Below are 21,351 nucleotides of genomic sequence, written 5' to 3'. Positions count from 1 at the left end.
AACTTTCTCGTGGGAATATTGTAGTTAGCCTGTATTACTACGGAAATAAATGACGGTTGAAGAAGCGATCGCAATCGTTGAGCGATTATTGAAACGGGGACGCTTAACGAGAGCGCAAGAGATTGTATTTCGCTACTCCTGGGAAGGGAAAACTTACCTAGAAATGGCGGGAGAAGTCACTTATGACCCAGGTCACATCAAAGATGTTGGTTCGCAACTATGGCGATCGCTATCTCAAGCTTTAAATGAAAAAGTTACCAAGAATAATCTGCACGGAGTCCTAAACCGAACCGCACAACAGTTTAATGCTACAAACACCTCCCCAACCTTCACGCCTCACATCGATTGGGGAGAGGCCATCGATGTTTCCCACTTCTATGGACGGACAACTGAATTAGAAACTTTGAGCAAGTGGATTGTGGGCGATTCGCCTAAGGGCGACAGCTACGCTTCACGCACTCGTCTAGTGGTACTGCTAGGTATGGGTGGTATGGGTAAAACCGCGCTCTCGGTAAAGTTGGCAGAACAATTACAGGGAGAATTTGAATATGTGATTTGGCGATCGCTCCGACACGCACCTTTTTTTCATGACAAACTGACGGACTGCATCAAAATTCTTTCCAATCAACAGGCGATCGCGTTACCTGCTGACCCTCACGAACAAATCACCTGTTTAATCGAGTCCTTTCGTAAATCTCGCTGTTTGCTGATTTTAGATAACTTTGATACTCTGTTGCAGCATGGTAAGCAGACAGGCTGTTACCGAGAAGGCTATGAATCCTACGGTGAACTTTTGTGGCGATTAGGAGAAACTCGGCATCAAAGCTGTGTTCTACTCACCAGTCGGGAAAAACCGGCTCAAGTTGCGGCTTTGGAAGGTGATGGTTTACCAGTTCGTACCCTTGCTCTCTCAGGATTAGAAATCGCAGCCGGAGAAACAATTCTCTCCCTCAAAGGGCTATTAAGTACAGACCACGAAACCCGCCAACTAATTGACTGTTACCGTGGTAATCCCCTAGCGTTGAAAATTGCTGCAACTTCAATTCGAGACTTGTATGAAGGTAGCATTATCCGCTTTTTTACCGAAGGGACAACGGTATTTAATGGAATTGGCAATCTCATCGATCAGCAATTCCAACGACTCTCTGTCTTGGAGCAACAAGTCATGTACTGGTTGGCGATTCACCGGGAAAGCGTTTCTGTGGCAGAATTGCAAACCAATCTTGCAGCACCAGTGTCTAAACCTAAGTTAATAGAAGTGTTGGAGTCTTTATGCTGGCGTAGCTTGATTGAAAGCAACACTGGGGGATTTACACAGCAACCTGTCGTGATGGAATATGTGACAGACTGTTTGATTGAGCAAGGATGTCAGGAAATTGTCACGGAATCGCCGCGATATCTGCTGAGTCATGCCTTGATGAAAGCTCAGGCAAAGGACTATATCCGCGATAGTCAAATTCACCTGATTGTGCGCCCTATCCTGGATCGACTGCAAGTAACCCTTGGCTCTACTCGTCAGCTTGAGCATAAACTTGGGAGACTAATTAATAAATTGCAAGATGAAGCTATAGATACAGTTGGGTATGGTGGTGGCAACCTGCTGAATTTGTTGGCTCAATTAGAAACCAATTTGACTGGGTATGATTTTTCGCGTCTCAACATTCGTCAGGCAGACTTGCGTAGGCGCAGCCCAACCCAGGCATCGCTCAACTTACATCAAGTTAACTTTACCCAAACAACATTTCGAGAGTGTGCATTTGCTGCGACCTTTGGCGGTATTACTAGCGTTGTCTTTAGTCCAGATGGATGTTGTCTTGCTACCAGTGATACCAACGGTGAAATTTATATTTGGGATGCCAACAACGGCAAACAACTCTTTAGCTGTAAAGAACACAACAGTTGGGTGTGGAGTCTTGCCTTTAGCCCTGTGTATCCGGTCTTAGCGAGTTGCGGTCAAGATTACACTATCAAACTTTGGGACACTACCACAGGAAAATATCTGAAAACGCTGCATGGACACACCAGCATCGTTATAGCCCTGGCTTTTAGTCCTGATGGACAAATTCTGGCCAGTGCTAGCGACGATCGCACAGTTAAACTCTGGGATCTGACAACAGCAGAATGCGTGCAAACTCTAGAAGGACATGATAAGTGTGTGTGGAGTGTCGCCTTTCATCCCACAGGAAAAACCCTAGCAACAGCTGGTGAAGATAACACAATCAAGTTGTGGAATCTAGAAACTGGATGCTGCGTACAAACCCTTCACGGGCATCAGCATTGGGTAAAAGCGATCGCTTTTAGTCCAGAAGGGGAAAGGTTAGTTAGTGGCAGTTTCGATCGAACGGTGAAACTTTGGGATCTGCGGACTGGGGTGTGGATGTGTGTGATGACGTTGCTAGGACATACAGGATTTGTCACATCAGTAGCATTTAACCCCGAAGGGGATCGAGTAGCAAGTAGCAGCTATGACCAAACTGTAAAGATTTGGGATATACATACCGAAAAATGTCTAGATACCCTAAAAGGGCATACAAACCGGATTTGGTCAATTGCTTTTCATCCCCAAGGACGCTTAATCGCTAGCGGTGGAGATGACCATGCAGCTAGAGTCTGGGAAGTTTCGACTGGACAGTGTACCAAAACCATACAAGGATATAGAAATGCGATTTATGCGTTAGCATTGTCCGCCACAGACATGACCCACGGTTGGCAGCAAAACCTTCTTGCTAGCGGACATGAAGACCAGACAATCAAACTCTGGGATGTCAACCTCAATGCCCTGCAACAGTTAAAGCTTGGCCTCCAGCCTTTTTGTGTACTCCACGGACACAGCAATCGGGTCTTCTGTGTTGCCTTTAGTCCCAACGGGCAATTTCTCGCCAGTGGCAGCGCCGACCAGACTATTAAACTTTGGAGTCCCCATACAGGAAAATGTCTGAATACTTTGCACGGTCACGGGAGTTGGGTCTGGGCAGTTGCTTTCAGTCCAGACAATAACTTACTTGCTAGTGCCAGCCACGACCATACAATCAAGATTTGGGATGTGCATTCTGGGGAATGTTGGCAAACATTGCAGGGGCATCCTGGATCTGTGCTAGCGATCGCTTTTAACCCTGACGGCAAAACTCTATTCAGTAGCGGCCATGAAAAGATAGTTAAACAGTGGGATGTTGAAACAGGCATCTGTCTGAATACTTGGCAGGCAGACTCAAACCGCGTTTGGGCAATTGCCGTCAGTCCAAATGGTCAATACGTTGCCACTGGTGGTGATGAGCAGACAGTCAAATTGTGGGATATTCACACTGGAAGTTGTCAGCGAGTATTCCAAGGACATATCGGCCAAATTGTTTGTATTCTCTTCACCGCCGATGGTAGTCGGATGATTAGCAGTAGTAGCGATCGCACCATCAAAATTTGGCATCTAGCTACTGGAGACTGCCTTGCGACACTAGACAATCATCAAAATTGGGTATGGTCGCTCAGTTTGAGCCACAACGATCGAATTCTCCTCAGTGGTAGCCAGGATGAAACAATCAATTGCTGGGATCTTACTACAGGGGAATGCTGGACAACTTTACGGCCAGCCCGTCCTTATGAAGGCACAATTATTACAGAGGTTAAAGGGTTGACCGAGGCAGAGATGTCAACTTTAAAAGCTTTGGGGGCGGTAGAGGTGAATTCAGATTGTTCAATGACTGTCAACTTTCGCTAAATTGGAAAAAGGAAAACTCAAGGGAATTTTAAATGTCAGCACAATTGTTACTGGTGGATGATGAACCAGGGATACGGGAAGCCGTGAAAGACTATTTGCAAGAGAGCGGTTTCAGCGTTCAAGTCGCCAGTAACGCCCTTGAAGGTTGGGAATGGATGCAGATGAATACACCTGACTTAGTAATTTCTGATGTGATGATGCCCCAGGTGGATGGCTATCAGTTCCTCAAACAACTGCGAGAAGACCCTCGCTTCCAGGCACTACCGGTAGTATTTTTAACTGCTAAAGGGATGACAGGCGATCGCATCCAAGGCTATCACGCTGGTGTTGATGCCTATCTACCCAAACCCTTCGATCCAGACGAGTTAGTGGCTATAGTCGAAAATTTGCTAGCCCGTCGCGCCGCTAAGGCCGCAAGTACGGGAGATGACGCTGAAACCCCCGATCTTGCCGAACTAGCCAATCAGATTGCCCAAATTAAGGCATTATTAACTCAAAGAAATGCTATTTCCCAATCGCCAGCCCCTTTTAAAATTGATTTGACACCGAGAGAACAAAGTGTTTTAAATTTGGTCGCTGAAGGGTTGATGAACAAAGAAATCGCCCGTCGTTTAGAAACCAGCGTCCGCAATGTAGAGAAATACGTCAGTCGTTTGTTTAGCAAAACTGGCACTAATAGCCGTACAGAGTTAGTTCGTTTTGCTCTAGAACACGGTTTGGCTAAATAGGGATTGGGGATTGGGAATTGCTTATTTTCCTATCCCTCTTCTCGCCATTCCCCATTCCCCATGTCCTCTTATCTTGTGACGTGGGTAATTGGTAATAGGTAACTGGCTGCTAAACCATAACCTACTACCAGTAATACATAAAACATAAGTATTTCAGCAAATCAAGCACTTAACTAAAGCAAAAAGCTAAAAGGAAGGTTATTTATATTTACTTTGGTCTTTTAGGTTTTCATTGGATTTGCGCCTGTTGTCCAATTCCCCATCTGTAAAGACACAGAATTTTGTTATTCCTACAATGTTTTGATAAAAACTCGGTAAAATGCACCCGGCTGAGTTTATTCTCAGATTCTACCAGTACCCTTTGCTACAAAGTTTTTAATAGAGGAGACTGTTCCTGGGACTTTGCGCTGCTAAAGAAGACTTTCGTAAAGTAGAAATCACAATATTTTATGAATTCTACTTGCTGATTAGTTTTTATGGCAACGGGGCTATCGGATCAACATTTGATTTGATGCTCAATTCATGTTTTTCACCACTTAAATTACACATTCAAGTTTGGGGATTTTCAGCAGCATTACGCAAGCGCATAAGCTGACGTCGCATTTGAGGTGAAGCTTTAAACTCAGACACTTCCTGGGCTTTAACGGACGCTTGTAGCGTCTCTAGAAAGTCATCAGAACCTTCAGTTAAAGCATCAAGTAGCACCTGTAAGAGTTGCTCGCGATCGCTCAATAGACTCTTTTCCTCAATCAACCGGAATTTAAGATGGATTTCGCACTCATAAACACCTACTTCGAGATTATTTATCTGGCGTGGTAATGCTTTGGAGTTCATAACTATTGAGATTCCTTTACTTGGTTGTCATGAGGGTAAGGAGGTAGATGCCCAGCAAAAATTCTTTATATCCCTTTTGAATCCAAAGTGCTTGAATTAAGAATTTTTCTTCATCAATCACTTTTGTATTCCATTTTCCTCTCCTGTGTTTTTTTTACAAGCTCAATTTTCACTGTCTAGATTTTGATGTTCCTGTACCAGATGTAGCTTATGGTAAGCCATAACTATTATTCAGTTTTTAAGATTCTACACAATAAAGTTTCTGTAAGATGTTGTTCAACCTTTTTAAAGGTTTTTACATCAACTTTATGTTAACGTCAATAAAAGTTTGACTTGCTACTCTAAATTTGGTGTTTATACGTAAGTAAAATCGCTTAATTTTTTGGAACTTATTACAGCCAGAGGTCGATGTAGCGCTATTCAGTAAAATTACTTGATGTACGTTTTTTGCAATAGAAAATCCCGAAGAAATTGATGAGCGCAATTATTAAGGTAAAGACTTTTGTTCTCTAGAAAAAAAATTACACAGATCGAGTTATTCTTGGCGAGTCCCTTACCCTACTGGCTTTTAGACTTGAGGAATAGGAAAATTTTAGCAGTAGGTAAGATTAGCACATCGCTTTAAGTTGTTTGTATACTCCAAATGAAAAGATTTTATCAAGTAATTTTTACAGAAAATAATTGGACTACTGTCAGTACCAGCAACTAATTGCGTCTTCAACTCCTAACAAAAGTAGTAAGTTAATCAGTACAGGTGATATTTTTACTTATGCCCATTCAATATACCCTTTTGAAACTGCCTTCAAAGCTTGTAAATTGAGAGCATTCATCGCTTGAATATAGCGTTTACAATAATTTCAGTGTAATCCACCCAAATCTTACACCTTATTTATGGATAACCCGATGCTGCTCAAGTCCACAACCCGGCATGTCCGCATTTTTGCAGGCGAAATTGACCGGGATGGCGATCTAGTTCCCAGTCAACAGGTCTTAACGTTAGATATTGACCCAGATAACGAATTTAACTGGAATGAAGATGCGCTGCAAAAAGTTTATCGAAAATTTGATGAACTAGTAGAAGCATCTAGTGGCGAAGACCTCACGGACTATAACTTGCGCCGTGTGGGGTCAGATTTAGAGCATTATTTGCGATCGCTCCTGCAACTCGGCGAAATCAGCTACAATCTCTCTGCCCGCGTTACCAACTACAGTATGGGAGTCCCTCAAGTTGCAATTGACAACAAGCAAACTGCCTAAACCCTGCTGACAATTCAGGCGAACTGGAAAAACCTACGAAAACCTAACCCCTTTCCCGACTAGGGAAAGGGGTAAATTCAAAGTATCTCTCCTAACAGGAGAGATATTTCGAGGGAGGTTTTCTGGATTCGTCAGGTACTTTTGCCAAAATTGTATTTGCTATTCTTAATTCTTAATTAAAGTTAATTCTTGCTATCTTACTTATAAACTAAATAAATGCCAACATTATCTGCCTCTTGATGATGCGATAATTCAGCAAAAGCTTGGGGCGCAGTTATGCTTGGGTTATGCTTTGGTAACAGGGTTGGAGCTAGTTGCTTTGGCGATGAAGAGTCACAGAGCAATAGAAGCTATGATGAGGCTGTAGAGTTGACTGAGGAGCGTATTTTTTGGATAAGTTAAGTATTAGCACCTGCTGATATCCGCCAGCTAAAATCATCATCTAAAGTCTGGATATGTCAAGTTTAAGAAAGATGAGCGGTCTAGATTGTCCCTACTAATGCTGTTAAAGAAATTGCCAATCGCTGATCGGTGCGAAAACTATGGAAAATGACGCGGCAACGCTCTACTGTCCAAACGAAAATTGTCGGGCTGCCAACCCCCTGACTCACAAGTTTTGCCAGCGATGTTCCACGCCCTTACCCAAAAATTATCTCTGGGCTGTGGTAGATGGCCCAAGTGTGGGTAGCCCTGGAGAAATATTAGCCGATCGCTATTTAGTCATTGATAAATTTGTTCTTTTAGATACGAAACCTGGTTTTTTATCCCTAACGCCTGAGTTAGAGAATTTACAGCCTCTAAGAGCTTATTTGAGACTCATTCCCTACCGCTTACACGTACCGCAGGTATATGGAGTCCTATTTATCGCTGACGGTTCTTCCCATGAAAGAGAAATATTGCTCTTAGAAAAACCGCCACTATTAATAGATGACACAAGCCAAAAAGTGCATTTGGGTAGTGAGTTAACCACCGCTTGGCGTGATGCTACATCGATGCGCCAACTCAATTGGTTATGGCAAATAGCTCATCTGTGGCAACCTCTTGCAAGTGAAGGTGTCGCCTCTAGCTTGCTTGACTCATCTGTATTACGGGTAGAAGGATCGTTAGTCAGGTTGTTGGATTTGCGTTTCGACTCTGAAACATCACCAGAATTGCCCCAATTAGGCGAATTTTGGCAGCAGTTGGTTAGTAGTGCGAAACCAGCCATAGTTGAATTTGTTAATCGCGTTAGCCTTGCCTTAATTCAGGGAGAGATTAACTCAACCGACCAATTAATCGGAGTTTTAGATGGAGGACTGGCTGGGTTAGGGCGATCGCAAACACCCACAATCAAAATTATCACCAAAACCGACACTGGCCCAAGTCGCCAACGCAACGAAGATGCCTGTAGTCCTCCCAGTGGAACGATGGTGAGCAAACCACCCCAGCCAACAGCTTTAGCAATTGTCTGTGATGGCATTGGTGGACACGAAGGTGGCAATGTCGCCTCAAATTTAGCCATTGAAACCATTCAGCAGCAAGTACAACAACTAACAAAAGTTCCCTACGACCACATAGACCCCTCACTACTGCTGAATGACCTAGAAAAAGCAGTGGCAATTGCCAATGACAAAATTAGTCAGCGGAATGACGGAGAAAATCGCCAAGGGCGGCAGCGCATGGGCACGACTTTAGTCATGGCATTACCTGTTGCCCACGAAATGTACATTACCCACGTAGGTGATAGTCGTGCTTACTGGATTACCCGCCAAGGCTGTTATCAAGTCACCCTTGATGATGATGTCGCTTCCCGCGAGGTGCGGCTAGGCTATGCCATTTACCGCGATGCTGTCCAACAAAGTTCTGCTGGCTCTCTTGTGCAGGCTTTGGGCATGGGTTCTAGCACTTCATTACATCCCACATCGACACGGTTTATGCTCGATGAAGATGCAGTTTTTCTCCTCACATCCGATGGTTTGAGTGATTTCGATCGGGTGGAGGAATATTGGGAAACAGAAATATTGCCGATTCTAGCTGGAGAAGCAAATATAGCAAGTGTTGCGGATAGATTAATCGAAATCGCTAATACTAAAAATGGACATGATAATGTCACGATCGCTTTAGTTCACTATCAAGTCCAATACTGGGAACCAGAAATTACCATCAAAGCCTTCATTCCAGAGAGTTATTCTGCCAAAACTGTTGATTTGGCATCCAAGGCGACAGATGTTCCCCTTTTAGGTAGCCCAAACCAGAAAACTCAGGTGATTCCAGACACCGAACCTGCTAAAACTCCCAGTTTACCGCTACAGTGGATTGTTCCTTTGATATTTGTGGTACTAGCAGGCTGTCTAGGATTGTTCGTGAGGCAACTGCGTGAGCCATCAGGCTCATTGCCAATTTTTGCCAATCCATTACAAACTCAAAATCCTAGCATCGAAGCGACACCCGAACCGCGATCGCTTGATAACCTTTCTCCAGGTTGGGTAATTAAAACCAACAATCAAATCCCCTTGAAAAATAACCAATCGCTTCCCCCTGGATCTTTTTTAGAAGCGATCGACACAAATCCAAATCCTAAACCTACTTCGGGAAATTTTGCAGTGTCTATGCGAGTCTGTGCCAATAAAAGCACGCAAACTCCAGCTAATACTAATAAACCAATAGTAACTACCTCAGTTCCACCCAATTTGAAACCTTTGCCGGAAACAGTATTGCTAGACTTATCCCAACTAAAACGCTTTGGTGTATCTGTTTTACAATCAAATGTACAAAATCCGTGTACAACCGTCACGCCAGCAACTCCATCATCCGACACCAGTCCAACTTAATCAAATACTCGATAAACTGGTAAAAACCTGGAATAATAACAGATATAACGAGAGTAAAAAACTTACAAGGTAAAAAAATAGAAACCTTTTACCTTGAAGAATTGTTATTTGAAATTATTTGTTTTAGCTTTTAGTTTTATGAATCCATGCCATCCCTGAATTTGGCGATCGCCCGTCTCTTAAACACTGGCACTGACAACTTCGCCATTTGGGTGGTCAAGGCTCCCTATCCGAGTGGCTACGTTTTGCGTGACTCTGTATGGCCTGTTGAACTCAATCAAGTTTGGCAAGAATGGCAGCAGATGTTTGCTGGCCATAGTCGTCTAGATATTTCCTCAAACCCAACATCTCAAAAGTCCAACCCATTCCCCATAGATTGGATTTCACCCCCTTCATCTCAGACTACTGGCCCCTACAGCAGTCGTCTGATGCAATACTTGGGAATGAATTTATGGCGCTGGATATTCGACGGGCAAATTCTCGGTAGTCTAGAACGCAGTCGCGGGATTGCTATGGGTCAGCATACACGTTTGCGCTTTCAGCTAGAAATTCGTGACCCGGATCTGATTGCTCTGCCTTGGGAAATTATGCAGCGCGAACCTGGTCAATCGGCGATGTCTCTTTCCCAAGATTTGCTATTTAGTCGTACCAGTAGCGAAGTTGACCCCTTACCTTATTTGCGAACCGATCAGGCTTTAAGTATCTTGCTAGTTTTAGGCCATGATGAAAAGCTGCAACTAGAACAAGAAGCGGCTATTTTACAGCAAAGTCTTGTAGATACACCTGTGGGTGGTAATTCCCAAAGATATGCACCTTGTATAGTAAATAAACTTATACAACCAACTCCACAGGAGTTGATTCAAGAATTAGAAACCAAAGCATACAACGTTTTCTTTTACGCTGGACATGGTTTGCCAGGGCCAGATGGAGGGTTACTATTTTTGCGACCAGACATGCCCTTGAATGGGATAGAATTGGCACAAGTTTTGACCCGTACAGGTGTGAAACTGGCGCTTTTCAACGCCTGTTGGGGCGCACAACCAGCTGCAATCAATCATCAAGCTATACCTGCCAGCAGTTTAGCAGAAGTATTGATTCGTCATGGTGTGCCTGCGGTTTTGGGGATGCGCGATGAAATCGCCGATCGCGAAAGCCATAGTTTTATTCAAGCTTTTACCGAAGCTTTGCGATCGCACAAACCAATTGATGAAGCCGTAGCACTAGCTAGGCAAGAGTTGTTGACACTGTATAAATTTAATCAACCCGCTTGGACTTTGCCTGTTCTCTACCTGCATCCAGATTTTAATGGCGAACTCATTAAGAATTTAGATGAAGGTATTACCGAACTACCAGATACAGCGATTCCTGATATGGGTTCCCTGCTTCCCACTGCTTCATTGCGATCGCTCGCTCCAAAAGGGAAAACCTGGTTACTGCGTTATGGAGTCACTCGCATCGGCCGCACGAAGGACAATGATATTGTCATCGCCGAACCATCTGTATCCAAACGCCACGCCGAAATTTTCTGCCGTAATACTCTTACTGATGCTACATTGGTACGAACTTATTATTTACAAGATTTTTCTACCTACGGGACAACCTGGTTTTTAGGGCCTAATGGCTGGCAACAAATCCTCCGAGAGGAAGTCCCTTTGAAATCGGGAATGCAGTTAAAGTTTGGAAGTGCTAGGGGTGAAACCTGGGAGTTTATTATTGAAGACTCCTAGTGTAGCCACTGCGTAGGTGAATTTTGATGTTGAATATCAGCTTTTAAAATCTATTTTTCCCGAAGAAAAAATCAACTGTTTTTGCGGAAATCTATTTTGAAGGATTGTAGCTGTAAATACCACCAAATAATCGGGAGACAATAAAAAATGGCTAAAAAAATTAACGGCTCAGACACTTTCTCTTCTTTGCCATCTCAAGTAGATTTAGATTTATTAGAAGCGCTACTAGAACCAGACGATGCTACCTATCCCTGGAACCCAGCTGATGAGGAATCAGAAGCTTATTTTCAGGAATTAGAACAACAATTCGGAATGCAAGATTTACTAGAGGAAGAACTGACGACGCGATCGCAAGATTTTTATAGCAATCTAGATACACTTTGGTCTAATGTCTCCCTCGCCTCAAGCCATCCTCATCACCCTCAACACGCATTAGTGCTGAATCTTCAAGAAACACTCCGTACTACTTTTGCCGCCTGTGTCCCCCAAACATTGCTCAATACCATCGCCCAGAAAGCTGCTGAGATTTTTGCTGCCCAGCAATCAATGGGCGAACAACTAGTTGAATGTGTTCAAACAGTACTACCAACTTGGGGAACAGAGGATCTTTTAGTCTTAGCTCGTCCTTTTGCCTACGCTATGCGGAGTAGCGAATCGAAAAACGCGGCATCTGCCATCAGTAGTCTTAATAATAGCGAATGGACAGCTTTATCAGAAGTAGAGAAAGCAAAGGTTAGTTTAGCGATCGCTTTTTATGCTTTTACTCAACTCAACCAGTCTCAGTCTGAACTATAAACTAGGGAACAAGTGACAGTAGCTAACGGGCAATAGAAAAAGTAGACAAAGCTAAAATTTTCATCATGCGCTGTTTTAGCGTAGCCCGCGCTTTGTACACACTCTGTTTAGAGGCATCTCTTGCAAAGATGTTGATTTACATTACGCAGAGGCAGAAAAAAAGAGTCGAAAATCAAGACTTTTGCAAGAAGTTTAATGATTTTTACTTTTTAGGCATAGTTAACCCAGTGTTAGATTACGGTACGCTTCTTTTCTAACTAGGCCATCTATCCAAAGATATAAATATTGAATAGTCATTGGGCATTGTTCTTATCTCCCCTACACCCCTGCTCCCTCATCTCTTATTTTGGGCCCAAAAATCGGGTAGCAAAATTTTGCGATCGTGTCGGTGACAGTGCCCGTGCCTTGAGAATTGCCGCCATCAAAAAGGCGTAAGATAATACCCCAACAACTACCAACAGCAAGGCATTGATAGATCCTGTAGCATTCCACAGAGCGTGGAGCGCAGCAGCACTAAGATAACCAATAGAGAGAATTTGCCAACTTCTACTGGGCTTGAGAACAGCCAACCCGATAAAATAGCCCAGGTAGCCACTATAAGCCATGTGTCCAGCTACAGAGCCTAAAATTCGCGGAATTAGCAGCTGTAAACCCGCTAGTTGACCAGCAGCACCTGTACCCACCTGTTGCGCCACATTTTGAGTGATATCCGGCACATACTGTCCGAGAGTTTCCAAGAGAGTGAAGCCTACAGCAGAAGCAGTTCCCAGGAGAATACCATCTAGAGGTTCCCAGACACCGATCTTTTCCCGCCAAGGTGAAGATAACATTCTACCGATGGCAAACGCCCCTAACACAGGTAATGCCTTCAGTAATTCCTCCATCAACCCAGCACCAAAAAACATCCGTACCAGCAATTCTGTGAAGGTGATAGATTCTTGGGGTGAGGGCAAGCTTCCAGGAAGGATGCCGCGAAACACGAAGATAAATAGATCCAACACTGGACTGAGCAAAATCGCCGTTGTACCCAATGCCGCAGCCATTAGCACCCACCAAGGTTTCTGTTTACCGCAAAGTTGGTAAACAAAATAGTAGGCGGCAAAGGCGATGTAAGTTGCGACGATAACTTGATTAGCTTGGGGCTGACCGACTGTAGCAAACATTAACACTACAAAAATTACGGTCAGTATTCCCGGTACAAGGTAAGCTTTACGAGTTAAATCTTTACCTGTGGAAATAATCGGGAAAAGCTGGGTGAAGCTAACAGAATCTGGCTGCTTTAATTGCGTGTGGCTGTGGTAGTTTGTCGCCGAAGGTAATGGTGTAACTTGGTTAACTGTTGTGGCCGGGGTTTGGTAAGTAAACTCGTACTCAAAAACGTATTGTGGGCCATCAGCACCTAGAGAAATGCTATCGCCTGGGTGCAATTCCTGACATTCATATAAGCGTTGTCCATTCAAATAAGTGCCATTAGCACTATTTAAATCACAAAGCACCCAGCTGAATTTGCTATCTGGGGATAAAGAGAGGGGACGAACCACCGCATGACGACGAGATACCATCCGGTACATCATGGCATCCAAGACAACTTGGCAGCTGGGGTCGCGTCCAATTACCATCTCTTTACTGGGGGGCAGCGAGTAGCGAGATTCCGATCCAGAAGCTGCCCCATTACCAGACACTAGCCGCAGAAATGCATTATGTCTTGCGTTTTTGCCTGTCATCGAGTTAGTTGTGCTTTTCTAAATTAATTCTTCTTCATATATTTGGCAACAGGACTAACCTTAGCCACATTAACAGCAGCATTGCTAAATCCACTATAGCTTCACTTACTGCTAAGAAATTTAAAATTCTAGATGGAAAATTTCAAATTGTTTCACCTAATGTTAATAAGTATTCCATGTACTGAGAGTTTGTCCTAAACGGGCTTGTCATCCGGATAAATCAGACTGGATGGTTTGTCTGCTTTTGACATCCTAGCTGCAAATTTAACCCAAGGCAATTTATTAAAAAACAGTAGTTTTCACTGCATTTAGTTTCATTTAGAAAATATATAATTTCTGGTGGTCTGTTGTCAGTTGTTTTTGCCACAATCTATTAAAAGTAGAGAGTGGGAAAATAAACTGCCCCGAATATTGCACCAAAATATTTTTGGTGTGTTGCTTCAAACCACTTTAGCCAGTTCTGGGTGTTCAATCTTAGTTCCAAGTACTATGAGGAATTCTGCCAGCCAACGGGGGTGAGCAGGCCAAGCTGGGGCTGTTACCAAATTACCATCAACTATTGCCTCATCAACAGGGATATCGACATAAAACCCTCCAGCACTTTTAACATCTGGACTACAAGCGGGGTATCCAGTACATCTCTTCCCTTGCAATACATCCGCAGTTGCTAATAACTGTAAGCCGTGGCAGATGGCAGCAATAGGTTTATTCGTTTGGGCAAAGTGACGGGTGATTTCTAGCACTTGCTGATTCAAGCGGATATATTCTGGTGCCCTTCCTCCGGGAATAACTAAGGCATCGTATGTTGTGGCTTCTACTTCTGCAAAGCTAGCATTTAAAGTAAAATTATGACCGGGTTTTTCGCTATAAGTCTGATCTCCTTCAAAGTCGTGAATTGCTGTCCGTACCTTGTCACCAGCTTTTTTGTCTGGGCAAACTGCATGAACAGTGTGTCCCACCATTTGTAATGCCTGGAAAGGAACCATCACTTCATAGTCTTCTACATAGTCACCAACCAGCATCAAAAGTTTCTTGGCAGCCATATTTCCCCTCACCTATTAGTTAATAGTCAATAGTTTAAAGCGAATATTTAACAGTTGTTTATAAAGTAAATATTAATTTAGAGTTAGGTACATTAGGTGTTCCCATCTACACGAATTTTTGATATATTACAGCACTAACTCTGCGGGAATATATCATTTAAGGCGGCAAGTTAACAAAGTGTAATACACCCTACATATTTGCTCTGGGAATGACGATATAGCAGTCCTAAATCATTTGTGAAAAATTAGAAACCCAACAATTTTTACGAAGTTTGGGATCTTGGCACTGCGAATTTTCACAAATCAGATAGGATTGCTATATCGATCGATTAAAGCAAATGAAATTCTGCGATCGCTATGGGAAAGTTTTTGTTTTCATGTCCTGGATGGCTGAGTTTAATCAAGGCAAAACGCTGTAAGGGCGTTAAAGCTGCCCAATGTTGCTGTGTCAGGGTAACACCGATTTCTTGAGCTTTTTCCTGGAGGCTGGCTGGTACAGTGGCAAAATCAAGCCATGCAGGATAAGGCTCAATGGGCAATTTTGTAGGTGCTATCCCCGTCCCTTGTATAATTAATCGCTGGATATGCTCGCCGTAAGACTGAATTTCCGTTTCTGTAGTACAAGGTAACTCAACTAGAGCTTGACGCTCTGCTGTAGTCATTCGATTCCAGTCAGACAATTTTAGCTTGATGCCACAAGTATCTAATTTAAAACGCACCTGCATGGGGATGCAACGCAGGGAATCAACAAAGTCTGCTTCAAATTGAAAGAAATCTGTCATAATCAAGTATTCAAAATTCGCTCATTTCAAATTAAGGATTTTTAACTAAGTAGGCAGGCACAAATAAATATAACTATGTAACGAAAAGTAAAAGCGGTGAAAACCTTGTGATTGCCTCACTCCACTTCGTTGCGTTCGCAATGACATAGTTATAAATTTTCTCACCCACCTACTTATAGGAATCCGGTTTGATTTTTGAAAAGATACGCAGGGGAGGCAGTCGTGTGGGCGGGTTTCCCGACTTGAGCGTTAGCAACTGTGCCTAGCGTCACTGGCGTTGTGTTAGCGCGGATAGTACAGCACCAAACCCTTGCTTGTGGTGTGTTAGAACGCAGTTCGTAACGCACCCTACAATACCTAATTTTGTTCAAAAATCAAATATGATTCTTATATCCGATCTTGCTGTGAGATTCAGACTAACCTATGTCTTCCTAAATTTTATGTCTGACAACAGCTTATCAAGCTCTCTTTTTAACTGATCCTTTTGTCATTACTGAGACGAATGATTAAGTAACTAATTGAAAGGGCGAGAATAGCAATTCCTAAACCAATTATATCAATACCAGGGACTTTTTCTAAGTCAAGAATAATAATTTTTCTGGCGACAGCAATTAAAGAAGTGACAATAACTAATTCAACCTGGAAAACGTGTCTTCGCAAATAAGCTGTGATATTTTCTAAGATTTCCAAAGCAATTAAAATATTCAAAAACAAGCCAAAAATCTTATATAATGTTGTGTTAAACTTAGCGTAAGGGGCTGTAAATAACTCTTTAAAAATAAAAATTCCTAAGTCCCCGATCGCAACTAAAATTACAACTACCATAAAAATAGATAGAACTTTAGAAACTAGTACCTCTATGTTTTCAATGACGTGCATGAAGTTCTCATCTTTAGTAGCTCCGAGAATTCCCCTTAGTAACTTTTTCATGTGCTGCACCCGATTTTTAAATAAAATAAAATCCCATAGATCGATCTAGAGGATTAAAAAAAGATGATTTGTAAGTTTATTATCTGATTTTTCTTCTTTCCCATATATAAACTCGGCACTAGTAAAACCTCTGGTTACTAGAAATTTAGTCTCTTGATATATGGTAATTGCTATGAGTCAAGAGGAGAGAGTCATAAAAAATGATAATAACTATTAGTTATCTAATATTGACTAAGTTACCTATTAGTGATTATTAATTACCTCTTTATAAATACACTTGGCAGCTTACCATTGCAAGGACTGGATTTGATGATTTTTGACTGTAACTTCTACAGAAATTGGGATTAGCTGCACTGCACAGGCTTTTAATTCTGGTTGCAGGGAATCGGGGCAAGATTCTGGATGGGTGAGGGCGTTAGCTTCGGCATTATCTGCCCACAGTGAACCCCAGTGCATGGGGACAAAAACTGTACCAGGTGCGATCGCTTTTGTCACTTTAGCAGGAAACTGAGCTTTACCCCGACGCGATCGCACTTGCACTTTCTGGTTATCTACAATGCCTAACTTCGCAGCATCACGGGGATGAATTTCGATAAACGGTTCGGGGTGCATCTTGCAAATTTTTTCAATGCGACCGGTGCGTGTCTGGGTGTGCCAATGTCCGTAAAGTCGCCCATTAGTTAGCACAAAAGGATAATCTGGGTCTGGTGGTTCTGCCAATCCCTTTGAGTAATATGCCCCAAATCGAGCGCGTCCGTCAGGGGTGTGGAAGCGTAAATCGGTATATAAACGCTTTCCAGAGGTTTCTCCCCCTGCTTCCCCTGCTCCTCTACTCCCCCTGCTCTCTTCAGGATGGGGCCATTGAGTCGGGCCTTCTACTTGTAATTGCGCGTGACTGATACCTGTCATCTCGCAGGGGCGATTTTGAGTTAATTGGACAAACTCAGCATAAACTTCAGCAGAGTTAGCAAAGGCAAACTCTTTTTCAAAACCTAATCTCCGTCCAACTTCGGCGAAAATTTCCCAATCGGCTTTAGCTTCTCTTGGTGGTTGGCGAAATGCTTGACACAAAGTTACCACCCGTTCGGAGTTTGTCATCACACCAGTTTTTTCACCCCACTGGGCTGCTGGTAACAGAACATGAGCGTAAGCAGAGGTTTCTGTGGGATAATATGCGTCTTGGTAAATAGTGAAAGGCGATCGCAACAATGCCTTTTTAGTTCGCTCCAAATCTGGCATACTTACAGCTGGATTAGTAGCTGCAATCCACAATAACCCGACAGCATCATTTTCCAAGCCAGTAATCATTTCCCAAACACTCAAACCGGGATTGGGCGAAATCTGTCCTGGCTTGAGTCCCCAAAACTCCTCAACTTCTGCGCGGTGCTGAGGATTTTTCACCGCCCGATAACCTGGTAATAAATTCGCCAAACCTCCGGCTTCCCTTCCTCCCATTGCGTTTGGTTGGCCTGTGAGAGAAAAAGGGCCTGTACCAGGTTTGCCAATTTGTCCAGTCATCAGATGCAGGTTGATGATAGTTCTTACCTTAGCTGTCCCTTCTGATGATTGATTCACACCCATTGACCACAAAGATAGTACTCGCTCAGATTGACCCCAATAACGAGCGGCTGTTTCTAAATCTTCAATGCTGATTCCACATTGACGAGCCACTACTTCCGGGGGATAGTGGCGAATCACTTCAGCATAAGCCGGAAAGTTGCTGGTGCAATCGTCCATGAACATGGTATCAATGTAGTTCCAGCGCATCAACAAGTGGGCGATGCCGTTCAACAAATCGATATCTGTACCGGGACGAATCGCTAAATGTAAGTCCGCAGCTTCTGCGGTTGGTGTGCGTCGGGGGTCTACCACAATCATTTTGACTTTGCGGTTCTTTTTGTGATATTTTGCCAGTCGGTTAAAAACGATTGGATGACATTCGGCTGTATTAGTGCCAATTAAAAATGCACAGTCAGTTAACTCTAGGTCTTCGTAACAACATGGCGGCCCATCTGCGCCAAAGCTTTGAATGTAGCCAGCCACAGCACTAGACATACATAAACGGGAGTTGGCATCAAAATTATTAGTACCCAGACAGCCTTTCATGAGCTTCTGGGCTATGTAATAATCCTCAGTTTGAAACTGACCGGAACCGTACATACATAAGGCTTCTGGCCCTTGGGTGAAGCGGACTGTTTGAATGCGTTGCGTAATGAGATTAAAAGCTTCATCCCAACTAACGCGCCGAAACTCTCGATCTAAAGAGTCTCGCACCATTGGGTAATGTAATCTATTTTTATCTAAAGATTCTGCGATCGTTGCGCCTTTGACACAAACCATTCCTTGACTCGATGGATGGGCTTTATCGCCCCGCACCCGCCAAGTGGGATTTCCTTGACTATCTCGATTAGTTGCTTTGCCAAGTTGGGCTGGGGGTGAAACTTCTAGTCCACAGCCAACACCACAGTAAGGGCAGAGGGTTTTGGTAAATTCACTCATGGCAGTTGTACCATTTTGTTGTTTTGATTGTGCAACCTCAGATGTAGCGACAGTTTGAGAAATTCCTGTGTTGCACGCCAATTCTGGATAAAGATATCAATATGCTTGGGTTAAGGATATGTAAGTTGGGTTTTGCTCCTCCGATCCCAAAATTAAACGCTAATTGTTCAGTTCCTTCCTCAACCCACCCTACTACCAGGATTTCTCACCAATGCTCAAAGCCTGTGCTTGTGCAGGGGAGCAGGGGAGCAGGGGAGCAGGGGAGCAGAGGAGAGTTCAATGTGCCAAGTTCAATCCCCTCCGCCCCTCTGCCCCTCTGCATTTCAAACTTGTGAGAAATGCGGGTACTAATGCATAGGGTGAGTTAATTTTTCCAAGTCTCGCATTAACAATGCAAGTCGATGCATTGGCATTGTAAAGTCTTGCATTAGCAATGCAGGTCGATGCATTGGCATTGTAAAGTCTTGCATTAGCAATGTAGTTCGATGCATTGGCATTGTAAAGTCTTGCATTAGCAATGCAGGTCGATGCATTGGCATTGTAAAGTCTTGCATTAGCAATGTAGTTCGATGCATTGGCATTGCAGATCGAGAGATACTATAGGCAAGCGGGGAAAGGAGGCTTTGATGTAAGTCAAAGACGGGGTGGAATTCTTATTTTTGATTTATGTAAGAAGTCTATTCTTCTGCTAAAAAAGTAGGGTTTTTAGTTGCGGTTTCTCCTGCTTCACCTTCATAAGCTGCGGCGAAGGAACCTTTTGGTTCTTTGAGGAAGAAGGCACACATAAAAGCACAGATTAGTGCAGCTATACCCATTGTGCTAAATAGTGTGGAAGCGTCGGTTAAGCTAAAAATTGTCAGGTAAACTACACCGCCAAAATTACCGTAAGCTCCGACATTGCCAGCAATTTGTCCAGTGGCTTCTTTTTTAATCATGGGTACGATGCTGTAGGTTGCACCGCAGCCAGCTTGGGCAAAGTAGGCGGCAAACATTGTAACTGCGATCGCAACTGGAATCGGCCAGTTACCATTAATAAAATGTGCCATCAAATAACTAACACCAATCCCAACGCTGATAATTGTCATTGTCCACTTCCGCGAACCAAATTTATCAGAAATTAAGCCACCACTAGGACGAGAAACCAAATTTAAAAAAGGATAGGTAGCAGCAATCATGCCAGCGATAACATGCTCTAAACCAAAGGTTTTTTCAAAAAATGCCGGGAGCATAGAAACGGCTGCTAGTTCGCTGCCAAAGCTAGTTATGTATGTAAATTCGAGTAAAGCTACTTGTCCAAATTGAAAGCGTTCTGATGTAGCGTAAGTTTTCTTGCCAATGAGTAATTCTCGGTTTACTTCCCAAGCTTTATAACTTTGGTAAGCAAACAATCCTGCTAATAGTAACCAAGTCAAATACATTTGACTCAGAGTTAGGAAGTGAATGTTCTTTTGTTCCAAGCGCCAAGCTAATAAACCCAAGGCGAAAATCAAACCGAAATTCGAGATCATCATCGCCCAGAAGCTTTTGATGCTAGTCACTTCTAGGGAACCATTCTTTTTCGGTTTACTGTAGACTTTGCCTGTGGGCGTATCTTGGACGGTGTTGTAATAAATTACGCCGTAAATAGCTGCAATGATCCCTGTAAGTGCGATCGCAAATCGCCAGTTAGAAGCGCCACCAGCGAAAAAGCTAGTAGAAACTGCAAGTATCGGTAAGGCAAATTCTGCACCAAAGGCCCCAAAGTTACCCCAGCCGCCATAAATGCCTTGAGCAACCCCCATCTCCTTCGGCTGGAACCATTCTGCCACCATACGGATACCGACAACAAACCCAGATCCGACAATTCCCATCAGCAAACGACTGATGACTAATTGATTAAAGTCTTGCGCTAGGGCTGTTGCTAAACAAGGAACCACTGCAAACATCAGCAAGATTGAGTAGGTGATTCTGGGGCCAAAACGATCCAGAAGCATCCCAATGATTAACCGGGCGGGAATTGTGAGGGCGAGATTACAGATGCCCAAAGTTTTGATTTGCTCAGGCGCTAAATGTAGCTCTTTGCCAATAGTTGTAGCGAAGGGAGCAAAGTTAAACCAACAGACAAAGGTGAGAAAGAAAGCAAACCAAGTCTGATGTAAGATGCGGTAGCGATCGCTAAATGAAAATAAGTTTTTAAGCATTCCAATCTTTCTAATTGAATAAAACACAGAGAAGAGATAATGGCAGTTAAGCCTTTGAACTTGGAAGTTGCACCTTTTTACTCGGAGGTTGAGCCTTTTTGCTCGGAGGTTGAGCCTTTTTGCTCGGAGGTTGAGCCTTTTTGCTCGGAAGTTGCACCTTTTTGCTCGGAGGTTGAGCCTTTTTACTCGGAGGTTGAGCCTTTTTGCTCGGAAGTTGAGCCTTTTTACTCGGAAGTTGCACCTTTTTGCTCGGAAGTTGCACCTTTGAGCCTGAACATTGAGCCTTTAAGGTTGAAGTATGAATTTCGCTCAATCCCCAATCCCCAATAA

Annotated in this window: 15 protein-coding genes; 7 read left to right on the top strand and 8 right to left on the bottom strand. The window is 43.3% G+C overall.

Features of this window, described 5'->3' with window-relative positions:
• Positions 1-49: 49 nt before the first annotated feature.
• Together CDG79_RS05560 and CDG79_RS05555 are read left to right on the top strand one after the other, a co-directional pair.
• Entirely contained in the window at positions 50-3,712 is a 3,663-nt protein-coding gene (locus CDG79_RS05560; protein WP_094341239.1) for an NACHT domain-containing protein, read from the top strand.
• A 32-nt stretch (positions 3,713-3,744) separates the two neighbouring features.
• On the top strand, positions 3,745-4,440 hold the full coding sequence (locus CDG79_RS05555) for a response regulator transcription factor (protein ID WP_094328649.1): 696 nt from the start codon (positions 3,745-3,747) through the stop codon (positions 4,438-4,440).
• 549 nt (positions 4,441-4,989) lie between these two features.
• On the opposite strand, the gene CDG79_RS05550 is transcribed toward CDG79_RS05555, so the two are convergent.
• Positions 4,990-5,274, bottom strand: a complete 285-nt coding sequence (locus tag CDG79_RS05550; protein WP_069070488.1) for an Npun_R1517 family heterocyst differentiation transcriptional regulator — start codon at positions 5,272-5,274, stop codon at positions 4,990-4,992.
• Between the two features lie 891 nt (positions 5,275-6,165).
• Here CDG79_RS05550 and CDG79_RS05545 point away from each other — a divergent pair.
• From CDG79_RS05545 to CDG79_RS05530, 4 genes are all read left to right on the top strand, one after another.
• A complete protein-coding gene (locus CDG79_RS05545) occupies positions 6,166-6,531 on the top strand; it encodes an NAD(P)H-quinone oxidoreductase subunit M (protein WP_094328651.1) in 366 nt (121 codons plus the stop codon).
• Positions 6,532-7,073: 542 nt separating this feature from the next.
• Entirely contained in the window at positions 7,074-9,341 is a 2,268-nt protein-coding gene (locus tag CDG79_RS05540) for a PP2C family protein-serine/threonine phosphatase (RefSeq protein ID WP_094341238.1), read from the top strand.
• Positions 9,342-9,487: 146 nt separating this feature from the next.
• A complete protein-coding gene (locus tag CDG79_RS05535; RefSeq protein WP_094341237.1) occupies positions 9,488-11,068 on the top strand; it encodes a CHAT domain-containing protein in 1,581 nt (526 codons plus the stop codon).
• 147 nt (positions 11,069-11,215) lie between these two features.
• A complete protein-coding gene (locus CDG79_RS05530; protein ID WP_094341236.1) occupies positions 11,216-11,863 on the top strand; it encodes a hypothetical protein in 648 nt (215 codons plus the stop codon).
• A 341-nt stretch (positions 11,864-12,204) separates the two neighbouring features.
• Here CDG79_RS05530 and CDG79_RS05525 read toward each other — a convergent pair whose 3' ends face one another.
• From CDG79_RS05525 to CDG79_RS05495, 7 genes are all read right to left on the bottom strand, one after another.
• Positions 12,205-13,587: a PrsW family glutamic-type intramembrane protease gene (locus CDG79_RS05525; protein WP_094341235.1), complete on the bottom strand. Its 1,383-nt coding sequence runs from the start codon at positions 13,585-13,587 to the stop codon at positions 12,205-12,207.
• Positions 13,588-14,027: 440 nt separating this feature from the next.
• Positions 14,028-14,630, bottom strand: coding sequence for a DJ-1/PfpI family protein (locus CDG79_RS05520; RefSeq protein WP_094341234.1), 603 nt, complete (start codon positions 14,628-14,630; stop codon positions 14,028-14,030).
• Positions 14,631-14,959: 329 nt separating this feature from the next.
• On the bottom strand, positions 14,960-15,412 hold the full coding sequence (locus CDG79_RS05515; RefSeq protein WP_094341233.1) for a nitrate reductase associated protein: 453 nt from the start codon (positions 15,410-15,412) through the stop codon (positions 14,960-14,962).
• Positions 15,413-15,883: 471 nt separating this feature from the next.
• Positions 15,884-16,342, bottom strand: coding sequence for a phosphate-starvation-inducible PsiE family protein (locus tag CDG79_RS05510; protein WP_094341232.1), 459 nt, complete (start codon positions 16,340-16,342; stop codon positions 15,884-15,886).
• Positions 16,343-16,627: 285 nt separating this feature from the next.
• Positions 16,628-18,841, bottom strand: a complete 2,214-nt coding sequence (locus CDG79_RS05505) for a molybdopterin oxidoreductase family protein (protein ID WP_094341265.1) — start codon at positions 18,839-18,841, stop codon at positions 16,628-16,630.
• A 347-nt stretch (positions 18,842-19,188) separates the two neighbouring features.
• Positions 19,189-19,416, bottom strand: coding sequence for a hypothetical protein (locus CDG79_RS43430; RefSeq protein ID WP_223278021.1), 228 nt, complete (start codon positions 19,414-19,416; stop codon positions 19,189-19,191).
• A gap of 102 nt (positions 19,417-19,518) precedes the next feature.
• Positions 19,519-21,021 carry a NarK family nitrate/nitrite MFS transporter gene (locus CDG79_RS05495; protein WP_094341230.1) on the bottom strand — a complete coding sequence of 501 codons (1,503 nt, stop codon included), beginning with the start codon at positions 21,019-21,021 and terminating at the stop codon, positions 19,519-19,521.
• Positions 21,022-21,060: 39 nt separating this feature from the next.
• On the opposite strand from CDG79_RS05495, the gene CDG79_RS05490 reads away from it, so the two are divergent.
• Positions 21,061-21,351, top strand: a complete 291-nt coding sequence (locus tag CDG79_RS05490) for a hypothetical protein (RefSeq protein ID WP_189524890.1) — start codon at positions 21,061-21,063, stop codon at positions 21,349-21,351.

This window comes from Nostoc sp. 'Peltigera membranacea cyanobiont' 232, assembly GCF_002245985.1.
Lineage (GTDB): Bacteria > Cyanobacteriota > Cyanobacteriia > Cyanobacteriales > Nostocaceae > Nostoc.
Note: the sequence above shows the minus strand (reverse complement) of the source record. Positions and strands in the feature narration are given on the sequence as shown.